14 protein-coding genes are annotated in these 15347 nt (G+C 62.3%); 10 read left to right on the top strand and 4 right to left on the bottom strand.

The window, feature by feature from the left end; all coding sequences use genetic code 11:
* Window positions 1-11 precede the first annotated feature (11 nt).
* Window positions 12-1832: an extracellular solute-binding protein gene (locus NKI32_RS15650; protein WP_353002964.1), complete on the bottom strand. Its 1821-nt coding sequence runs from the start codon at window positions 1830-1832 to the stop codon at window positions 12-14.
* A 260-nt stretch (window positions 1833-2092) separates the two neighbouring features.
* On the opposite strand from NKI32_RS15650, the gene NKI32_RS15655 reads away from it, so the two are divergent.
* The gene (locus tag NKI32_RS15655) at window positions 2093-2716 is read left to right on the top strand and encodes an invasion associated locus B family protein (protein WP_023668972.1); all 624 of its coding nucleotides are present in this window, start codon (window positions 2093-2095) and stop codon (window positions 2714-2716) included.
* 82 nt (window positions 2717-2798) lie between these two features.
* On the opposite strand, the gene hspQ is transcribed toward NKI32_RS15655, so the two are convergent.
* Window positions 2799-3122 carry a heat shock protein HspQ gene (gene hspQ, locus NKI32_RS15660; RefSeq protein WP_023668971.1) on the bottom strand — a complete coding sequence of 108 codons (324 nt, stop codon included), beginning with the start codon at window positions 3120-3122 and terminating at the stop codon, window positions 2799-2801.
* 224 nt (window positions 3123-3346) lie between these two features.
* Between hspQ and NKI32_RS15665 the strand changes: the two genes are divergently transcribed.
* A complete protein-coding gene (locus tag NKI32_RS15665) occupies window positions 3347-4309 on the top strand; it encodes an AEC family transporter (protein WP_023668970.1) in 963 nt (320 codons plus the stop codon).
* Here NKI32_RS15665 and NKI32_RS15670 read toward each other — a convergent pair.
* The gene (locus NKI32_RS15670; RefSeq protein WP_353002965.1) at window positions 4286-5497 is read right to left on the bottom strand and encodes a UbiH/UbiF family hydroxylase; all 1212 of its coding nucleotides are present in this window, start codon (window positions 5495-5497) and stop codon (window positions 4286-4288) included. The genes NKI32_RS15665 and NKI32_RS15670 overlap by 24 nt on opposite strands.
* A 95-nt stretch (window positions 5498-5592) precedes the next feature.
* Between NKI32_RS15670 and NKI32_RS15675 the strand changes: the two genes are divergently transcribed.
* The 8 genes from NKI32_RS15675 to NKI32_RS15710 all read left to right on the top strand — a co-directional run bounded on the left by NKI32_RS15675 (window position 5593) and on the right by NKI32_RS15710 (window position 13885).
* The gene (locus NKI32_RS15675) at window positions 5593-6480 is read left to right on the top strand and encodes a DUF2182 domain-containing protein (protein WP_353002966.1); all 888 of its coding nucleotides are present in this window, start codon (window positions 5593-5595) and stop codon (window positions 6478-6480) included.
* A 14-nt stretch (window positions 6481-6494) separates the two neighbouring features.
* Complete coding sequence (locus NKI32_RS15680) at window positions 6495-7109, top strand: DUF1326 domain-containing protein (protein ID WP_023706821.1); 615 nt, start codon at window positions 6495-6497, stop codon at window positions 7107-7109.
* Window positions 7106-7936 (top strand): phosphatidylcholine synthase, encoded by an 831-nt coding sequence (gene pcsA, locus NKI32_RS15685; protein ID WP_023682522.1) that lies wholly within the window; start codon window positions 7106-7108, stop codon window positions 7934-7936. The genes NKI32_RS15680 and pcsA overlap by 4 nt, the downstream gene beginning before the upstream one ends.
* Window positions 7937-7954: 18 nt before the next feature.
* Window positions 7955-8932 carry a quinone oxidoreductase family protein gene (locus NKI32_RS15690; protein ID WP_023682523.1) on the top strand — a complete coding sequence of 326 codons (978 nt, stop codon included), beginning with the start codon at window positions 7955-7957 and terminating at the stop codon, window positions 8930-8932.
* A gap of 216 nt (window positions 8933-9148) precedes the next feature.
* On the top strand, window positions 9149-10726 hold the full coding sequence (locus NKI32_RS15695) for an ABC transporter ATP-binding protein (protein WP_023682524.1): 1578 nt from the start codon (window positions 9149-9151) through the stop codon (window positions 10724-10726).
* Entirely contained in the window at window positions 10723-11847 is a 1125-nt protein-coding gene (locus NKI32_RS15700; protein WP_031193354.1) for an ABC transporter permease, read from the top strand. The genes NKI32_RS15695 and NKI32_RS15700 overlap by 4 nt, the downstream gene beginning before the upstream one ends.
* Complete coding sequence (locus NKI32_RS15705; RefSeq protein WP_023682526.1) at window positions 11847-12767, top strand: ABC transporter permease; 921 nt, start codon at window positions 11847-11849, stop codon at window positions 12765-12767. Before NKI32_RS15700 ends, NKI32_RS15705 begins: the two co-directional genes overlap by 1 nt.
* Before the next feature lie 50 nt (window positions 12768-12817).
* Window positions 12818-13885, top strand: a complete 1068-nt coding sequence (locus tag NKI32_RS15710; protein ID WP_023682527.1) for a BMP family ABC transporter substrate-binding protein — start codon at window positions 12818-12820, stop codon at window positions 13883-13885.
* 139 nt (window positions 13886-14024) lie between these two features.
* Here the strand turns inward: NKI32_RS15710 and rimO are convergent, their stop codons facing one another.
* Entirely contained in the window at window positions 14025-15338 is a 1314-nt protein-coding gene (gene rimO, locus NKI32_RS15715) for a 30S ribosomal protein S12 methylthiotransferase RimO (RefSeq protein ID WP_023691314.1), read from the bottom strand.
* Window positions 15339-15347 lie beyond the last annotated feature (9 nt).

A 15347-nucleotide genomic window follows, 5' to 3' on the forward strand; every position in this document is an offset into this window, starting at 1 on the left:
CTCGGCCACGCTCAGTTCGGCTTGCGCCACCAGGTCGGCCATTGATAACCGAATATGGGCGTCTTTTTGGGATGGTCCAGGTAATTCCAGTAAGCGAGCCATTGCTGCGCGTTGTACTGCATCGGCACCATGTAATTGCCGGAGATCAGCAATCGGTCGAGCACGCGCACGGCGGCGACATAGTCTTCCTTGGTCCGTGCTCTCAGCATCGCGTCGATCGCCGCGTCGACCGCCGGATCGGCGACGCCGGCCAGATTGAATGAACCTTCTCTTTTGGCCTCTGAAGAACCCCAGCGAAGGTTCTGCTCCATACCGGGAGACAGCGAGTTGCTGAACCCGCTCGACCCGACAAGAACCTCAAAGTCGAAACGCTGCTTGCGCGACTGGATCTGGTCGGCCTCGAGGCTGCGGATGGTCACCGCGATGCCGATCTTTTCCAACGAGCGCTGATAGATGGCGGCAAAGCGTTCCTCGTCCTGCGACGCCGTCAGGATCTCGAAACCGAACGGGTTTCCCTTGGGATCCAGCAGGGCGCCATCCCTAACGGCGTAGCCCTGGCTCTTCAGCAGGTCGAACGCCAGCTTCAGCACCTTGCGGTCCTGGCCGGTGCCGTCATTCACCGGCGGGCGCCAGCTGCCGTCCATGACATCGGCCGGCACGCGGCCGGGGTAGGGCGCCAGCAGCGCCTTTTCCCTGTCGCTGGCGGGATGGCCGAGCGCGGAAAGTTCGGAATTCTGCCAGTAGCTCATCGTGCGCGTGTACTTACCGCCGAACAGGTTCTTGTTGGCCCATTCGAAGTCGTAGAGCATGCCGAGCGCGCGCCGCACCTCCGGATTGGAAAACTTCTCCAGTCGCGTGTTGAACAGGAAGCCGGTCACCACGGGCGGTATGCCGGTGTCGAAGGTCTCGGCGATCACCTCGCCGCGATGAAAGGCGGGAAAATCGATATCGCGCTCGCGCTTGACCGGATCGCCCTCATCGTAAATGGCGCAGATGCCTTTCTTGAACGCTTCCGTCTTGGCATTGGCGTTGAGGAAGTACTCGATGGTGATCTGGTCGTAATTGTCGAAGCCGCGCTTGGAAGGGATGTCCTTGCCCCAGTAATTCGGGTTGCGCTTGAAGACGATGCGCTGTCCCGGCTGCACCTTGTCGATGATGTAGGGACCGCTGCCGATCACCGGCTTCAACGTCGTCTTGTCGAAGGTATCCTTGTTGAAGGCGTGCTTTGGGATGATCGGCGTCAGCGCGATGATCAAGGGGGTCTCGCGATTGGCCTTGTCGTTGAAGGTGAAGCGCACGCTGTGATCGCCGGTCTTTTCGAGCTTGGCGATCAGGCTCATGCGATCCCTGTAGGGCGGGCGGCCCTTGTCGGTGAAGACATCGTAGGTGAACAGCACGTCGTCCGGCGTCACCGGGTCGCCATCGGACCACTTTGCATTTGGGTTGAGATGGAACTCGATCCACTTGCGCTCGGGATCCATATCGGCTGTGTCTGCGAGCAGGCCATAGAGGCTGAAGGCCTCGTCGTAGTTGCGCATCATCAACGGCTCGAAGACGAGATTGCCGAAAATGAGGTCCTGCATGCCGCGCGCCGTGGTGCGCAGGCTCTTCAGGATGAACGGGTTCAGATTGTCGAAGCTGCCGACGACGCAGTAAGTGATGTTGCCGCCCTTCGGCGCATCGGGATTGACGTAGTCGAAATGCTGGTAGTCGGCTGGCAGCGCCGGCTCGCCCTGCATGGCGATGGCATGTTTCGGTTCCGACATCGCCACGCCGGGTGCAAAGGCGAAGAACGAGATTGCGGCGATCAGCCAAACAAGAATGCGGCCCATGACCGTCTCCTTACTGGGCGGCTTGATGATTCGGAGTGCACCCTAACATGGCGCCGCGGCGCTCCGGCCAGATACATCAACCCAAATCGCACGACCCAAATTGCGAGGCCAAGAATTGCAGGCGGCGGGCTGGATTCGGCTGCTCATGCAGTGTAACACGCGCTCCGAAGTCATTCTGTTGCCTCAATTCGGCAACAGGTAGCAGGACCACACGGCGCGAAGAAGCCGGTCCCGGGATCATTTGAGAGGAAATGCACGACATGACGAGCCTGAACAGCAACGCATACCGCCTTTCGGTCCTGGCCGCGGGCGTGGTCGGCTTTCTGGGCGCCGGACTTCCCACCGCTTCGGCACAGCAACAGATTCCGCAGGGTTGGTTCAAGGCCTGCACCAAGCAGGAAGATGTCGACATCTGCAATGTCCAGAACATCATCACTGCCGGCAACGGCCAGTTCGTCACCGGGGTCAGCCTGATCGAGCTGAAGGGCAAGGTAAACCGCAAGGTCTTCCAGGTCACGGTTCCCCCAGGTCGCCTGGTGCCCCCCGGCATCGCCCTGCAGATAGACGCCGGCAAGGCGACGAAGCTGGATTATGTCATTTGCTTCGCCGACCGTTGCGTTGCCGAAGTGCCGCTGACCGACGCGCTCGTCGCGTCCTTCAAGAAGGGACAGGCGATCACGCTGACCTCGATCAACTTCCAGAGCCAGCCAAATCCAATCAAGGTTGCCTTGACCGGCTTCAGCGGCGCCTTTGACGGCGCGCCGCTGCAGCAGTCGGACATCGAGGATCGGCAGAAAAAACTTCAGGATTTCGTCGTCAAGAACAACCAGGACTTCGCCAAGAAGCTCAAGGACGAGCAGGCCAAGGCCAAAGCCGCCAACTAATCGCCGGGACAGATACCGGAGCGACAAAAAAGCGGGGTCATGCCCCGCTTTTTTGTTGTCGTCACGTCGATGCAAGGTGATGTCAGTGTCTCGACTGGCGTTTCGGCTCGTAGCGTCCATCCGGCCGCTTGTCGAACATCTCGCCGATCTGCGGATGCCGGACCGGTTCGCCCGATTGATCCTCGAGCAGGTTCTGCTCGGAGACATAGGCGATGTATTCGGTTTCCGAATTCTCGGCGAGCAGGTGATAGAACGGCTGGTCCTTGCGCGGCCGCACGTCCGCCGGGATCGCTTCGTACCATTCGTCGGTGTTGGCAAATTGCGGATCGACATCGAAAATGATGCCGCGGAACGGAAACAGCCGATGACGAACCACCTGTCCGATCGAAAATTTGGCCGTTTTCATCATACTCACCACTAAGCCTCTAGAGCGCCCGGCGTCCCCTCGAATGTGCGAAGAGCGCTCTAAGACTTTGAATTTACACATACCGTGGCCAAAAATCGAGCCCGACTTAGGTCTGGGATCAGGCTTTATTTGGCGCAGATGGCGTGTCAGTTCAATGCCGTAGCGCTTGACGCCCGATGAAGCTACGGGCTAGCCCGGTCCAGGGGTTTCGGGCCAGGGCAAAAATGTCTGACGTCGTCGGTCTTGTTCTTCCGTTCTTCGGGCTGATTTTCATCGGCTTTCTGGTCGCGCGCATGACCAGGCAGCCGCTGGAAGCGCTTGGCTGGATGAACACCTTCATCGTCTATGTCGCGCTTCCTGCCCTGTTCTTCCAATTGCTGGCCCGCACGCCGTTCGAACAGTTGACCGAATGGCGCTTCATCTTCGGCTCGGTATTTTCCACCTACACGATCTTCTCGATCATGTTCGTATGGTCGGTGACGGCGTCGCGCGGCGAGATCGCCCAGTCGACGATCAAGGCGCTGGCCGCGGCCTACGGCAATATCGGCTATATGGGGCCGGGGCTGGCGCTGCTCGCCTTCGGCGAACAAGCGGCGGTTCCCGTCGCGCTGATCTTCTGCTTCGAAAATATCATGCATTTCGCCATCGCGCCGATGATGATGGCGCTGTCGGGCGACGACAAGACATCGCCGTGGCGGCTCATCCTCGGCGTAGTCAGGAAAATCGTCCTGCACCCGTTCATCATCGCGACCGCGCTTGGCGTTGGCGCCGCCTATCTCGGCTTTCACCCACCGCAGCCGGTCGATCGCCTGCTTGAATATCTTTCGCGGGCAGCCGCCCCTTGCGCCCTGTTTGCCATGGGCGTGACGCTTGCGCTCCGGCCGCTCAACCGCGTGCCGCATGAGCTGGCGTCGATCGCGGCGCTGAAGCTGATCCTGCATCCATCGCTCTGCTACGTCGTGCTGAGCTGGATCGGGAACTTTTCCGAAATCTGGGTTTTTTCAGCCGTGCTTTTGGCGGCATTACCGACCGCAACCAACGTCTTCGTCATCGCCCAGCAATATGGCGTCTGGGTGCAACGCGCCTCGGCCAGCGTGCTGATCACCACCTGCCTCTCGGTGCTGACGGTGACCGGGCTGCTCTACATGATCCGCCACGGCATCTTACCGCCGGACCTGTTTCCCTGAACCGCCGGTAAGCGCCGCAAAGCCGCTGCCCGGCCTCAAGCCTTCGCGCATGAAAAAGGCGCGCAGCGGCGCGAAACTGCCGAGCACATTGAGGCCGGCGCTGCGTGCCATCTGCGCCGGCAGCATGTCCGAAAGCAGCGACATGTTGAGCAGATTGACCGCGCCGGAACGCGCCAGAATGTCGGGACGGCGCCTGGAATCATAGGCGGCCAGGGCCTTCGCGGCGCCGGGGTCGCCGCGATTTTCACCAGCGATTCCAATCAGATCCTCGATGTCCCTGATGCCGAGGTTGAGACCTTGGGCTCCGATCGGCGGGAACACATGTGCAGCCTCGCCGACCAGCGCCACCCGGTTTTGCGCGAAGCGCCCCGGTGATGCCGCTGAAAGCGGGTAAATTTGTCGGCCGGGCTCGACCGACACCCGGCCCAGCATCGACTGCATCTGCTGCTCGACACGCTCGGAAAGCGTCGCGTCATCGAGTGCGGCGAGGTCCTTGGCCGTCTCCGGTTTCACCACCCAGACGAGGCTGGAGCGGTTGCCGGGCAGCGGCACCTGGGTGAACGGCCCGGTCTCTGTGTGGAACTCGGTCGAGGTGAAGCCGTGTTCGCTGCGATGGCCAAAATTCAGCACCAGCGCCGCTTGGCGGTAGGATCGCACCGAGGCCACTATGCCTGCCGCCTCGCGCGCCGGCGACAGGCGCCCATCGGCAGCGACCGCAAGCGCGGCCGAGACTTCGCGACCATCAGTCAAGACGGCATGCGCCTGATCGGCGTCCAGACGCCAACTCTCGACCATCGACGTCAGCCATTCGATGCCGGAATGCGCCGCGACGGACTTGGCCAGCGTCGGGTTCAGCGCACTGTTGGGCAGGTTGAGCCCGAACTGCTCCTCGCCGATCTCTATGGCGCGAAAAGTCACCACCGGGCTGCGGATCAGCCGGCTGGTCGCATCAACGATGCGCATGACCTTCAGGGGCGCGGCCTTCGGCGCAAGTTCGGCCAGCACGCCCAGCCGATCGAGAACCTTGAGAGCAGGGTTCATCAGCGCCGTGGTCCGGCCATCGGGCCCGCCTGCTTCGGGTCCGACCAGGGTAACCGGAAAGCCCGCCTCGGCGAAACCGAGCGCCGCGATCAGTCCGGCAGGGCCGCTGCCGGCTACCAGTATCCGTGCTGTCTCGCGATGATCCAAATTGGACTTCCAGTTTGCGATGCAGGTGTCTACCCATGGATATAGGTCAGACCATGCGGCTTGATCAACGCGGCGATTAGGCTCATTCGGTTGTCATGACCGGCCAGCAGGACGATTTCAGCCATCTCGACCGCGCCGGCCGCGCCACGGCAAGCCTGGCCCGCAGCCCCCGCCTGACGGTCAACATCGCCATCGCCGGCGGCATTCTGCTCGCCTGGCTCATTCTCGGCGCCATGGCGATCCGCGGCGCCGAAGGCCGGCTCCCCGGCGTACCAGGCGATGTGGTCCTGCGATATCTGCCGCAACTGCCGCTGCCGGATGTCCTCGACCGCTTCTTCGGCATGTGCCTGACGCCCGCACCACTTGATGCTGGCGGCGCACCGGTTCTGGCGCTGATCGTGATGTGGTTTTTGATGGCCGTGGCGACGATGCTGCCGTCGGCGGCGCCGATGATCCGTACCTATTGTGAAATCGCCGACACCGCCCGCATCAAGGGCGAGCCGGTGGCCCACCCGCTGGTCCTGGTTGCCGGCTACCTCTCGACATGGCTTGTCGCCTCTATCGGCTTCGCGGTGCTGACGTTGCTCGTCCACGCATTTGCGTCCTCCGCTCGATTGCTCGATCCGGTGAGCGGCCTTGCCGCGGCGGCCGCGCTGCTGGTTGCCGGCCTCTACCAGTTCAGCAGCCTCAAGCAGGCCTGCCTGACAAAATGCCGGAACCCGTTCTCGACACTGTTTTCCAACTGGAGCGCGGAGCCGGGTGGCATCTTCCGGCTAGGGCTGAAGCAGGGCCTGTGGTGCCTCGGCTGCTGCTGGGCGCTGATGCTGGTGATGTTTGCCGTCGGCGCGATGAACGTGTTCTGGATGGCGCTGATCGGCCTGTTCACCTTGATCGAAAAACAGACCACCGGCAGCCTTCCAACCCGAGTGGCCGGTGCGATACTGCTTGTCTGGGCAGTCGCCCTGCTAGTAGTCTCGGCATGACGGGGGATAATTCCATGGCAGAGCAAGGCTGGGCAATGAAAGGAGAGCTCGTACTCTCCTGCAATTGCACGGTTTTTTGTCCTTGCGTACTGTCGCTTGGCAGCCATCCGCCGACGGAGGGTTATTGCCAGACCTGGGCGGGCTTCCGCATCGACGCAGGCCATTTCGGCGAGGTCGACCTGTCCGGCCTCAATCTCGGTCTGGTCATGGAAATCCCAGGCTATATGAGCCGCGGCAACTGGACCGCAGGCCTGTTCATCGACAAGCAAGCCTCCGTCTATGCGGTGAAAGCGCTGACCAGGATCTTCACCGGGAAGGCCGGCGGAACCACCGCGCTGTTGTCGATCCTTGTCGGCAAGTTCCTCGGCGTCGAGCAGGTGCCGATCACCTACGAGACGCGTGACAAGACCCGTATTTTCCAGATACCGAAGATCATCGACGGGGCGGTCACACCGATTCCCGGCAAGGATCGCGAGAAGGATACCGTGATCGGCAACTCGGAATACTGGATCGCGCCGGAGATCATCGTGGCCAGGTCCGATAAGAGCAAGATGCGGGCTTTCGGCCGCAACTGGAACTTTGCCGGCCGCTCGGCCGAAATCTGCAAACTGGATTGGCGGGGCCCGTGAGCAAGAACACAACGGCCAGAAACGCCGCCAAAAAGATCACCGACCGGATACCCAGGCCGAAGAAAAAGGTCACCTGGCCGCAGGCGCGGGCATTCTCGGTGCATCTGTTGACCGCGTCTGGCTCGTTCCTGGCTTTCCTGTCGCTGGTGGCGGCAAGCGAGCAACGCTGGACGGCGATGTTCTGGTGGCTGGGGTTGGCGCTGTTCGTCGACGGCATAGACGGGCCGATCGCGCGCAAGCTCGAGGTCAAGGAGATTTTGCCGACCTGGTCGGGCGAGCTCCTCGACAACATCATCGACTATGTCACTTACGTGCTGATCCCGGCCTTCGCACTCTACCAGCGCGGCTTCATGGGCGAAGGGCTGTCGTTCCTGTCGGCGGCCATCATCGTGGTGTCCAGCGCCATCTATTATGCCGACACCGGAATGAAGACGAAGGAGAACTTCTTCAAAGGCTTTCCGGTGGTCTGGAACATGGTCGTGTTCACGCTGTTCGTCATCGAGCCCGGACAGTGGGTGTCCTTCGGCGTCGTCGTGGCGGCCGGCATCCTGACCTTCGTGCCGATCAACTTCATCCATCCCGTGCGGGTGGTGCGGCTGCGGCCAATCAATCTTGGCATGACGCTGCTCTGGTGCGCTTTCGGTGCGCTGGCGCTGGCGCAGGCGGCCCTTGCCGCCTTCTACGACCAGATCGGCGTTTTGGGCGAACAGGTCGGCGTCTTTACCAAGGTCGGCATCACCATCACCGGACTTTACCTCGCCTGCATCGGCGGTATCATGCAGTTCTTCCCCAAACTCGGCGCCAAGCCGGACACTAAGAAAGCCTGACCGCAGGAAAGCCCACAAATGTCCAAAGCAATCCGTATCCACGCCCATGGCGGTCCGGAAGTCCTGACCTATGAAGACGCCGATCCGGGGCAACCCGGCGCCGGGCAGATCCTGGTCAGGCACACCGCGATCGGCCTCAATTTCATCGATGTCTATCACCGCATCGGCCTCTATCCGCCGCCCGGCGGCTTCCCGCTGATCCCGGGCGGCGAGGCGGCAGGTGTGGTTCTCGAGGTCGGCGCAGGCATCGACTGGCTGAAGCCGGGCGACCGCATCGCCTATGCCGTCAATGTCGGTGCCTATGCCGAACAGCGCATTGTCGCCGCCGACCGCGTGGTCAAGGTACCGGACCGCATCAGCGACGAACAGGCCGCCGGCATGATGCTTAAAGGCATGACGGCGGAGTATCTGTTGCGCCGGACCTTCAAGGTGAAGGCAGGCGACACCATCCTGTTTCATGCCGCCGCCGGCGGCGTCGGGCTGATCCTGGGACAATGGGCAAAACATCTCGGCGCCACCGTGATCGGCACGGCAAGCTCAACCGACAAGATCGAGCTCGCCAAGGCGCATGGCTTCGACCATGTCATCAACTACAAGGAGCAGGATTTCGTCGCCGGCGTCGCCGCCATCACCGGCGGCAAGAAATGTGACGTCGTCTACGATTCGGTCGGCAACGACACATTCCCGGCCTCGCTCGACTGTCTGAAGCCGCTCGGCATGTTCGTCTCTTTCGGTCAGTCCTCTGGACCGATCCCGCCATTTTCGATGTCGGTGCTGGCGCAGAAGGGCTCGCTGTTCGCTACCAGGCCGACGCTGTTCGTCTACAACGCCAAGCGTGAAGACCTCGAAATCTCCGCCGCGGCATTGTTCGATGTGGTGTTGAGCGGCGCGGTCGAGATCAAGATCAACCAGCGCTATGCGCTGAAGGACGCCGGCAAGGCGCAAGCCGATCTCGAAGGGCGCAAGACCACGGGTACGACAATACTGATCCCCTGACGGAGGTTTGCCTTCCTTTCAGTGCTTTGCCGCGGCGCCCAGGCACTGTTTGCACGAAAAACCGGTCGGTCGGTTTGTTGTGCGAAACGGGTCTATCTTTACCCCTTGAGTTTCCGCTGAAATTCTTGAAGCTCTTTCAAGGTGGGTGCTGCTTTCGCACGAGAGCGGCCAGCGCATACGATGTTGGCGGGAACACAGAACATGTCCGGGAACCGGATGGGAGGCACTGTGAGTGCAGATCATGATGGAGCGAACCTGCTTGAGGTTCGTGGCCTGACCAAGATATTCGGCACCCTGACGGCGTGCGATCATATCGACCTCAACATCGCCAAGGGCGAGATCCACGCGCTGCTTGGCGAAAACGGCGCCGGCAAGTCGACGCTGGTCAAGATGCTGTTCGGCTCGCTGGAGCCCAATTCCGGCGAGATATTCTGGAACGGGGAAGCGGTGCGGATCACCAGTCCGGGCATGGCGAAGAAGCTCGGCATCGGCATGGTGTTTCAGCACTTTTCGCTGTTCGAGGCGCTGACCGCGGCCGAGAATATCGCTCTGTCTCTGGATGACGGCTCACCGATCAGCTCGATCGCGGCCAAGGCGAGGGCGCTTTCCTTCAGCTATGGCCTGCCGCTCGATCCGGACTCGCTGGTCGGCGATCTCTCGGTCGGCGAACGCCAGCGCATCGAGATCATCCGCTGCCTGTTGCAGACGCCGCAGCTCATCATCCTCGACGAGCCGACCTCGGTGCTGACGCCGCAGGAAGCCGACAAGCTGTTCGAGACGCTGGAGCGCCTGCGCTCCGAGGGCAAATCCATCCTCTACATTTCGCACCGGCTGGAAGAGGTCAAACGCATTTGCGACCGCGCGACCGTGCTGCGTCACGGCAAGGTCGTCGGCCATTGCAATCCGCGCGAGGAAACGGCTTCGTCGCTGGCCCGCATGATGGTCGGCAACGAGGTGAAGGCCGTGGTGCGTGCGCCGGCCGAAGGCATCGAGACCGCGCAGCCGCTGCTCGAAATCCGCGCCCTCAGCCGCAAGCCGGCAACGCCGTTTTCGATTCCGCTGAAGAATATCAACCTCACTGTGCGCGCCGGCGAGGTGATCGGCATTGCCGGTGTCGCCGGCAACGGCCAGGGCGAGTTCTTCGAATCCGTCTCCGGCGAGGTGCTGCAGCAGGACGCCGCATCCGTGCGCATCCGCGGCAAGGATGCCGGCTCGCTCTCGATCACAGGCCGGCGGCTGATGGGCGCTGCCTTCGTGCCGGAAGAACGCCTCGGCCATGGCGCGGCGCCACGCATGAAGCTTTCGGAAAACCTGCTTCTGTCGCGGCACGCCACCGACGGCAAGGTTTTTGTCGGCGCCGGCGGCGCCGTCAAAAGCGGTGCGGTCTATGCCGCCGCCCAGCGCATCATCGTGGCGATGGATGTGCGCAAGAGCGCGCCCGATCCGGAAGCTGCGGCCCTTTCGGGCGGCAATTTGCAGAAATTCATCGTCGGTCGCGAACTCGACCGCAGCCCTGCCGTCATGGTCGTCAACCAGCCGACCTGGGGCGTCGACGCCGGTGCCGCCGCCCACATCCGCCAGGCGCTGATCGAACTGGCGCGCAGCGGCTCGGCAGTTCTGGTCATCAGCCAGGACCTCGATGAGCTGTTCGAGATTTCGGACGCGATCGCGGTCATGCACAATGGCGAATTGTCCAAACCGCTGCCGATCGCCGAGGCAACTTTCGAAAAGGTCGGTCTGTTGATGGGCGGCGCCGAGCCTGGCCACGCCGAACATGGTCTGGAGACGGCATGATGCGCCTCGAACTCGTCAAACGCCCGCAGCGCTCTATGCTCTTTTCGGCGCTGTCGCCCTTCATCGCCTTCGCCCTAACGATCATCGCCGGCGCGGTTCTGTTCGCGCTGCTCGGCGTCAACCCGCTGAGCGCATTTGAGATCTATTTCATCGAGCCGATCAGCCAGGTCTGGCAGCTGCATGAGCTGGCGATCAAGGCCGCGCCGTTGATCCTGATCGCGGTCGGCCTGTCGGTCTGTTACAAGGCCAACATCTGGAACATCGGCGCTGAGGGACAGTTCATCCTCGGCGGCATTTTCGGCTCGGCCATTCCGGTGCTGTTTCCCGGGTTCGAAGGCCCGCTGGTGCTGCCGCTGATGCTGTTGTTCGGCATGGTCGGCGGTGCCGCCTATGCAGCAATCCCGGCTCTCTTGAAGACGCGCTTCGGCACCAACGAAATCCTGACCAGCCTGATGCTGGTCTATGTCGCCCAGCTTTTCCTCGACTGGCTGGTGCGCGGCCCCTGGCGCGATCCACAGGGCCACGGTTTCCCGCAGACGATCCAGTTCAATGACTCGGCGGTCCTGCCGGAACTGATGCCGGATGCCGGCCGCGCCAATTGGGGTTTTGTCTTCGCGCTTGTTGCAGCCGTGCTGATCTGGGTGCTGATGAGCCGCCTGCTCAAGGGTTTTGAGGTCCGCGTGCTCGGCTCCAGCCCGAGGGCAGGGCGCTTCGCCGGTTTCGGCCTCAACCGCATGGTGTTCTTCGCCTTCCTGCTGTCAGGCGCGCTGGCTGGGCTTGCCGGCATTTCGGAAGTCTCCGGCGCCATCGGCCAGCTCCAGCCGGTGATCTCGCCCGGCTACGGCTTCACCGCCATTATTGTCGCGTTCCTCGGCCGGCTCAATCCGCTCGGCATTGTCGCCGCCGGCCTGGTGCTGGCGTTGACCTATCTCGGCGGCGAGGCGGTGCAGAGCGCGCTCGGCATTTCCGACAAAGTGGCACGCGTGTTCCAGGGCATGCTTTTGTTCTTCGTGCTCGGCTGCGACACGCTCATCCACTATCGCATCCGTCTGGTCGGCATGGCGCTGACGAAAAGCGCGGCGAAGCTTGAAGCCGCGCCGAAGTTGAAGGAAGCCCGCTGATGGACATCGCCGTCAACATCCTTTTGACCATCGCCACGGCGGCGACGCCGCTTTTAATAGCGGCCATCGGCGAACTGGTGGTCGAGCGCTCCGGCGTGCTCAACCTCGGCGTCGAAGGCATGATGATCATGGGCGCCGTCGGCGGCTTCGGAGCCGGCTATCTCACGGGATCGCCCTGGATGGGCCTGTTGGCGGCAATTGCCATGGGCGCGGTGTTCTCGCTGCTGTTTGCGGTGATGACGCTGTCGCTCGCCACCAATCAGGTGGCGACCGGCCTGTCGTTGACGCTGCTCGGCCTCGGCCTTTCCGGCATGATGGGGACCAGCTTCGTCGGCCAGCCCGGCGAGCGGCTGCCAAACCTCTACGTTCCGGTGCTCACCGACATTCCCGTGGTCGGCAGGCTGTTGTTCGGCCAGGACCCGATCTTCTACATCTCGATCGCGCTGACGGCGGCCGTCATGTGGTTCCTGTTCAAGACCCGCACCGGCCTCACTCTGCGCTCGATCGGCGACAGCCACACATCGGCGCATGCGCTCGGCATCAAGGTCATCCGCTACCGCTATCTCGCGGTCATCTTCGGCGGCGCCTGCGCCGGCCTTGCCGGCGGCCATCTGTCGCTGGTCTACACGCCGCAATGGGTGGAGAACATGAGCGCGGGCCGCGGCTGGATCGCGCTGGCGCTGGTCGTCTTCGCCTCCTGGCGGCCGTGGCGCGTGCTCGCCGGCGCCTACATCTTCGGCGCGGTGTGGATCGGCCAGCTTCATGCACAGGCATTTGGCATTCCGGTGCCTTCGCAGCTGCTTTCTTCTCTGCCCTATCTGGCAACCGTCGTGGTTCTCGTTCTAATCTCGCGCAACAAGCGTCTGACGATGATGAACACGCCGGCTTCCTTGGGGCAGCCATTCGTTCCGGATCGTTGACAACAAAAACAAACGGGAAGCTCCAAGGCTAAACTCAGAGAGGTAACACAATGAAAAAACTGCTTATTGCGTTGATGACCACGACCGCCGCCATGTCACTGGCGGCGTCCGCGCAGGCCGCCGACAAGTTGAAGGCATGCTGGGTCTACACCGGCCCGATCGGCGACTTCGGCTATTCCTACCAGCACGACCAGGGCCGCCTCGAGGTGGAAAAGGCGCTCGGCGACAAGGTCGAAACCGCCTATCTCGAGAACGTCTCGGAAGGTCCCGATGCCGACCGCGCTTTCGAGCGTCTGGCGCGCGAAGGCTGCAAGATCATCTTCGGCACCTCTTTCGGCTTCATGGACCCGGAAGTGAAGGTCGCCAAGAAGTTCCCCAAAGTGATGTTCGAGCACGCCACCGGCTACAAGACCGCTGACAATCTCGGCATCTACAATGCGCGCTTCTATGAAGGCCGCTATGTGCTCGGCCAGATCGCCGCCAAGGAATCGAAGGCAGGGGTCGCCGGCTATATCGTTTCCTTCCCGATCCCCGAAGTGGTGATGGGTATCAACTCCTTCATGCTCGGCGCGCAGTCGGTCAACCCGAACTTCAAGGCCAAGATCGTCTGGGTGAACTCCTGGTTCGATCCGGGCAAGGAAGCTGACGCGGCCAAGGCACTGTTCGATCAGGGCGCCGACATCATCGTTCAGCACACCGATTCCACCGCTGCCTTGCAGGTGGCGGAAGAGCGCAAGCTGCACGGCTTCGGCCAGTCCTCCGACATGATCAAGTTCGCGCCGAACGCGCAGCTGACCTCGCTGACGGACGAATGGGGGCCGTACTACATCAGCCGCGTTCAGGCAGCGCTCGACGGCACCTGGAAGCCGGACAATGTCTGGCTCGGCATCAAGGACGGCGCCGTCAAGCTGGCGCCCTTCACCAACATGCCGGACGATGTGAAGGCGATGGCCGAGGCAACCGCCAAGAAAATCGCAGATGGCTGGAACCCCTTCACCGGACCGGTCGCCAAGCAGGACGGCACGCCGTGGCTCAAGGACGGCGAAGTCGCCGACGACGGCACGCTGCTCGGCATGAACTTCTATGTGAAGGGCGTCGACGACAAGTTGCCGCAGTAAATATCGGAAACGCAAAGGAGAAGGGGCGCCGCGCGGCGCCCTTTTTCATTTCGCGGGCTGCACGCTTCGACTGCGAAACCGCGCCGAGGGCTGTGCCAAAAATCCGAGGGCGCCGGGAGGCGCCCTTTTTGGTAATTTTCTAAACCGCCGAGCCGTAAAGGTCGTAGGCGTCGGCGCGGTCGATCTTGACCGTGACGATGTCGCCTTGGCGCAGCGGGCGGCGCGACTGGATATGCACCGAACCGTCGATCTCGGGCGCGTCGTATTTTGTCCGGCCCTTGGCAGACGTGCCATGCGCCTCGTCGATCAGCACCGGCAGGCGCTTGCCGACCTTCTTGGCCAGCTGCGTCGCCGAGATCTTCTGCTGGCGCTGCATGAAGCGATGCCAGCGCGCTTCCTTGATCTCCTGCGGCACCTGTTCGAGGCCGAGATCGTTGGAGCGGGCGCCGCGGACCGGCTCGTATTTAAAGCAGCCGGCGCGATCGATCCTGGCCTCGTCCAGCCAGTCGAGCAGCATCTCGAAATCCTCGTCGGTCTCGCCGGGGAAACCGACGATGAAGGTCGAGCGTATCGCCAGATCCGGGCACACCTCGCGCCAGCCGCGAATGCGCTCCAGCGTCTTTTCGCCATGGGCTGGACGGCGCATGTTCTTCAGCACCTGCGGCGAGGCGTGCTGGAAGGGGATGTCCAGATAGGGAAGGATTTTTCCATCCGCCATTAGCGGGATGACATCGGCGACATGCGGGTAGGGGTAGACATAGTGCATGCGTACCCAGATGCCGAGCTTGCCCAGCTCCTCCGAAAGGTCGAGGAATTTCGCCCGCACTTCGCGGTCGCCGAACATCGACGTCTGGTACTTGATGTCGATGCCGTAGGCGCTGGTGTCCTGCGAGATGACCAGCAGTTCCTTGACGCCGGCCTTGGCCAGCTTCTCGGCCTCGCGCAGCACATCGGCCGCCGGGCGCGAGACGAGGTCGCCGCGCAGTGCCGGAATGATGCAGAAGGTGCAGCGGTTGTTGCAGCCTTCGGAAATCTTGAGATAGGCGTAGTGGCGCGGCGTCAGCTTGACGCCTTGCGGCGGCAGAAGGTCGATATAGGGATCGTGGCTGGGCGGCGCCGCCTCATGCACCGCGGCCATCACGCTCTCATAGGCCTGCGGGCCGGTGATGGCGAGGACGTTGGGGTGCTTCTCTCGTATGACGTCCGGCTCGGCGCCGAGGCAGCCGGTGACGATCACCCGGCCGTTTTCCGAAAGCGCCGAACCAATGGCGTTGAGCGATTCGTCGCGGGCCGAATCGAGAAAGCCGCAGGTGTTGACGACGACAAGGTCCGCGCCGTCATGCTTGCGCGCGATCTCATAGCCTTCGGCGCGCAGGCGCGTGATGATGCGCTCGGAATCCACAAGCGCCTTCGGGCATCCAAGGCTGACGAAACTGACGCGAGGCGCAGACATGAGAAACAT

Source organism: Mesorhizobium sp. M0761 (assembly GCF_040320205.1).
Classification (GTDB): Bacteria; Pseudomonadota; Alphaproteobacteria; order Rhizobiales; family Rhizobiaceae; genus Mesorhizobium.

Coding starts and splice junctions, on each gene's coding strand:
- NKI32_RS15650 (WP_353002964.1), bottom strand. CDS start 1,832: ATGGGCCGCATTCTTGTTTGGCTGATCGCCGCAATCTCGTTCTTCGCC.
- NKI32_RS15655 (WP_023668972.1), top strand. CDS start 2,093: ATGACGAGCCTGAACAGCAACGCATACCGCCTTTCGGTCCTGGCCGCG.
- hspQ (WP_023668971.1), bottom strand. CDS start 3,122: ATGAAAACGGCCAAATTTTCGATCGGACAGGTGGTTCGTCATCGGCTG.
- NKI32_RS15665 (WP_023668970.1), top strand. CDS start 3,347: ATGTCTGACGTCGTCGGTCTTGTTCTTCCGTTCTTCGGGCTGATTTTC.
- NKI32_RS15675 (WP_353002966.1), top strand. CDS start 5,593: ATGACCGGCCAGCAGGACGATTTCAGCCATCTCGACCGCGCCGGCCGC.
- NKI32_RS15680 (WP_023706821.1), top strand. CDS start 6,495: ATGGCAGAGCAAGGCTGGGCAATGAAAGGAGAGCTCGTACTCTCCTGC.
- NKI32_RS15690 (WP_023682523.1), top strand. CDS start 7,955: ATGTCCAAAGCAATCCGTATCCACGCCCATGGCGGTCCGGAAGTCCTG.
- NKI32_RS15695 (WP_023682524.1), top strand. CDS start 9,149: ATGGGAGGCACTGTGAGTGCAGATCATGATGGAGCGAACCTGCTTGAG.
- NKI32_RS15700 (WP_031193354.1), top strand. CDS start 10,723: ATGATGCGCCTCGAACTCGTCAAACGCCCGCAGCGCTCTATGCTCTTT.
- NKI32_RS15705 (WP_023682526.1), top strand. CDS start 11,847: ATGGACATCGCCGTCAACATCCTTTTGACCATCGCCACGGCGGCGACG.
- NKI32_RS15710 (WP_023682527.1), top strand. CDS start 12,818: ATGAAAAAACTGCTTATTGCGTTGATGACCACGACCGCCGCCATGTCA.
- rimO (WP_023691314.1), bottom strand. CDS start 15,338: ATGTCTGCGCCTCGCGTCAGTTTCGTCAGCCTTGGATGCCCGAAGGCG.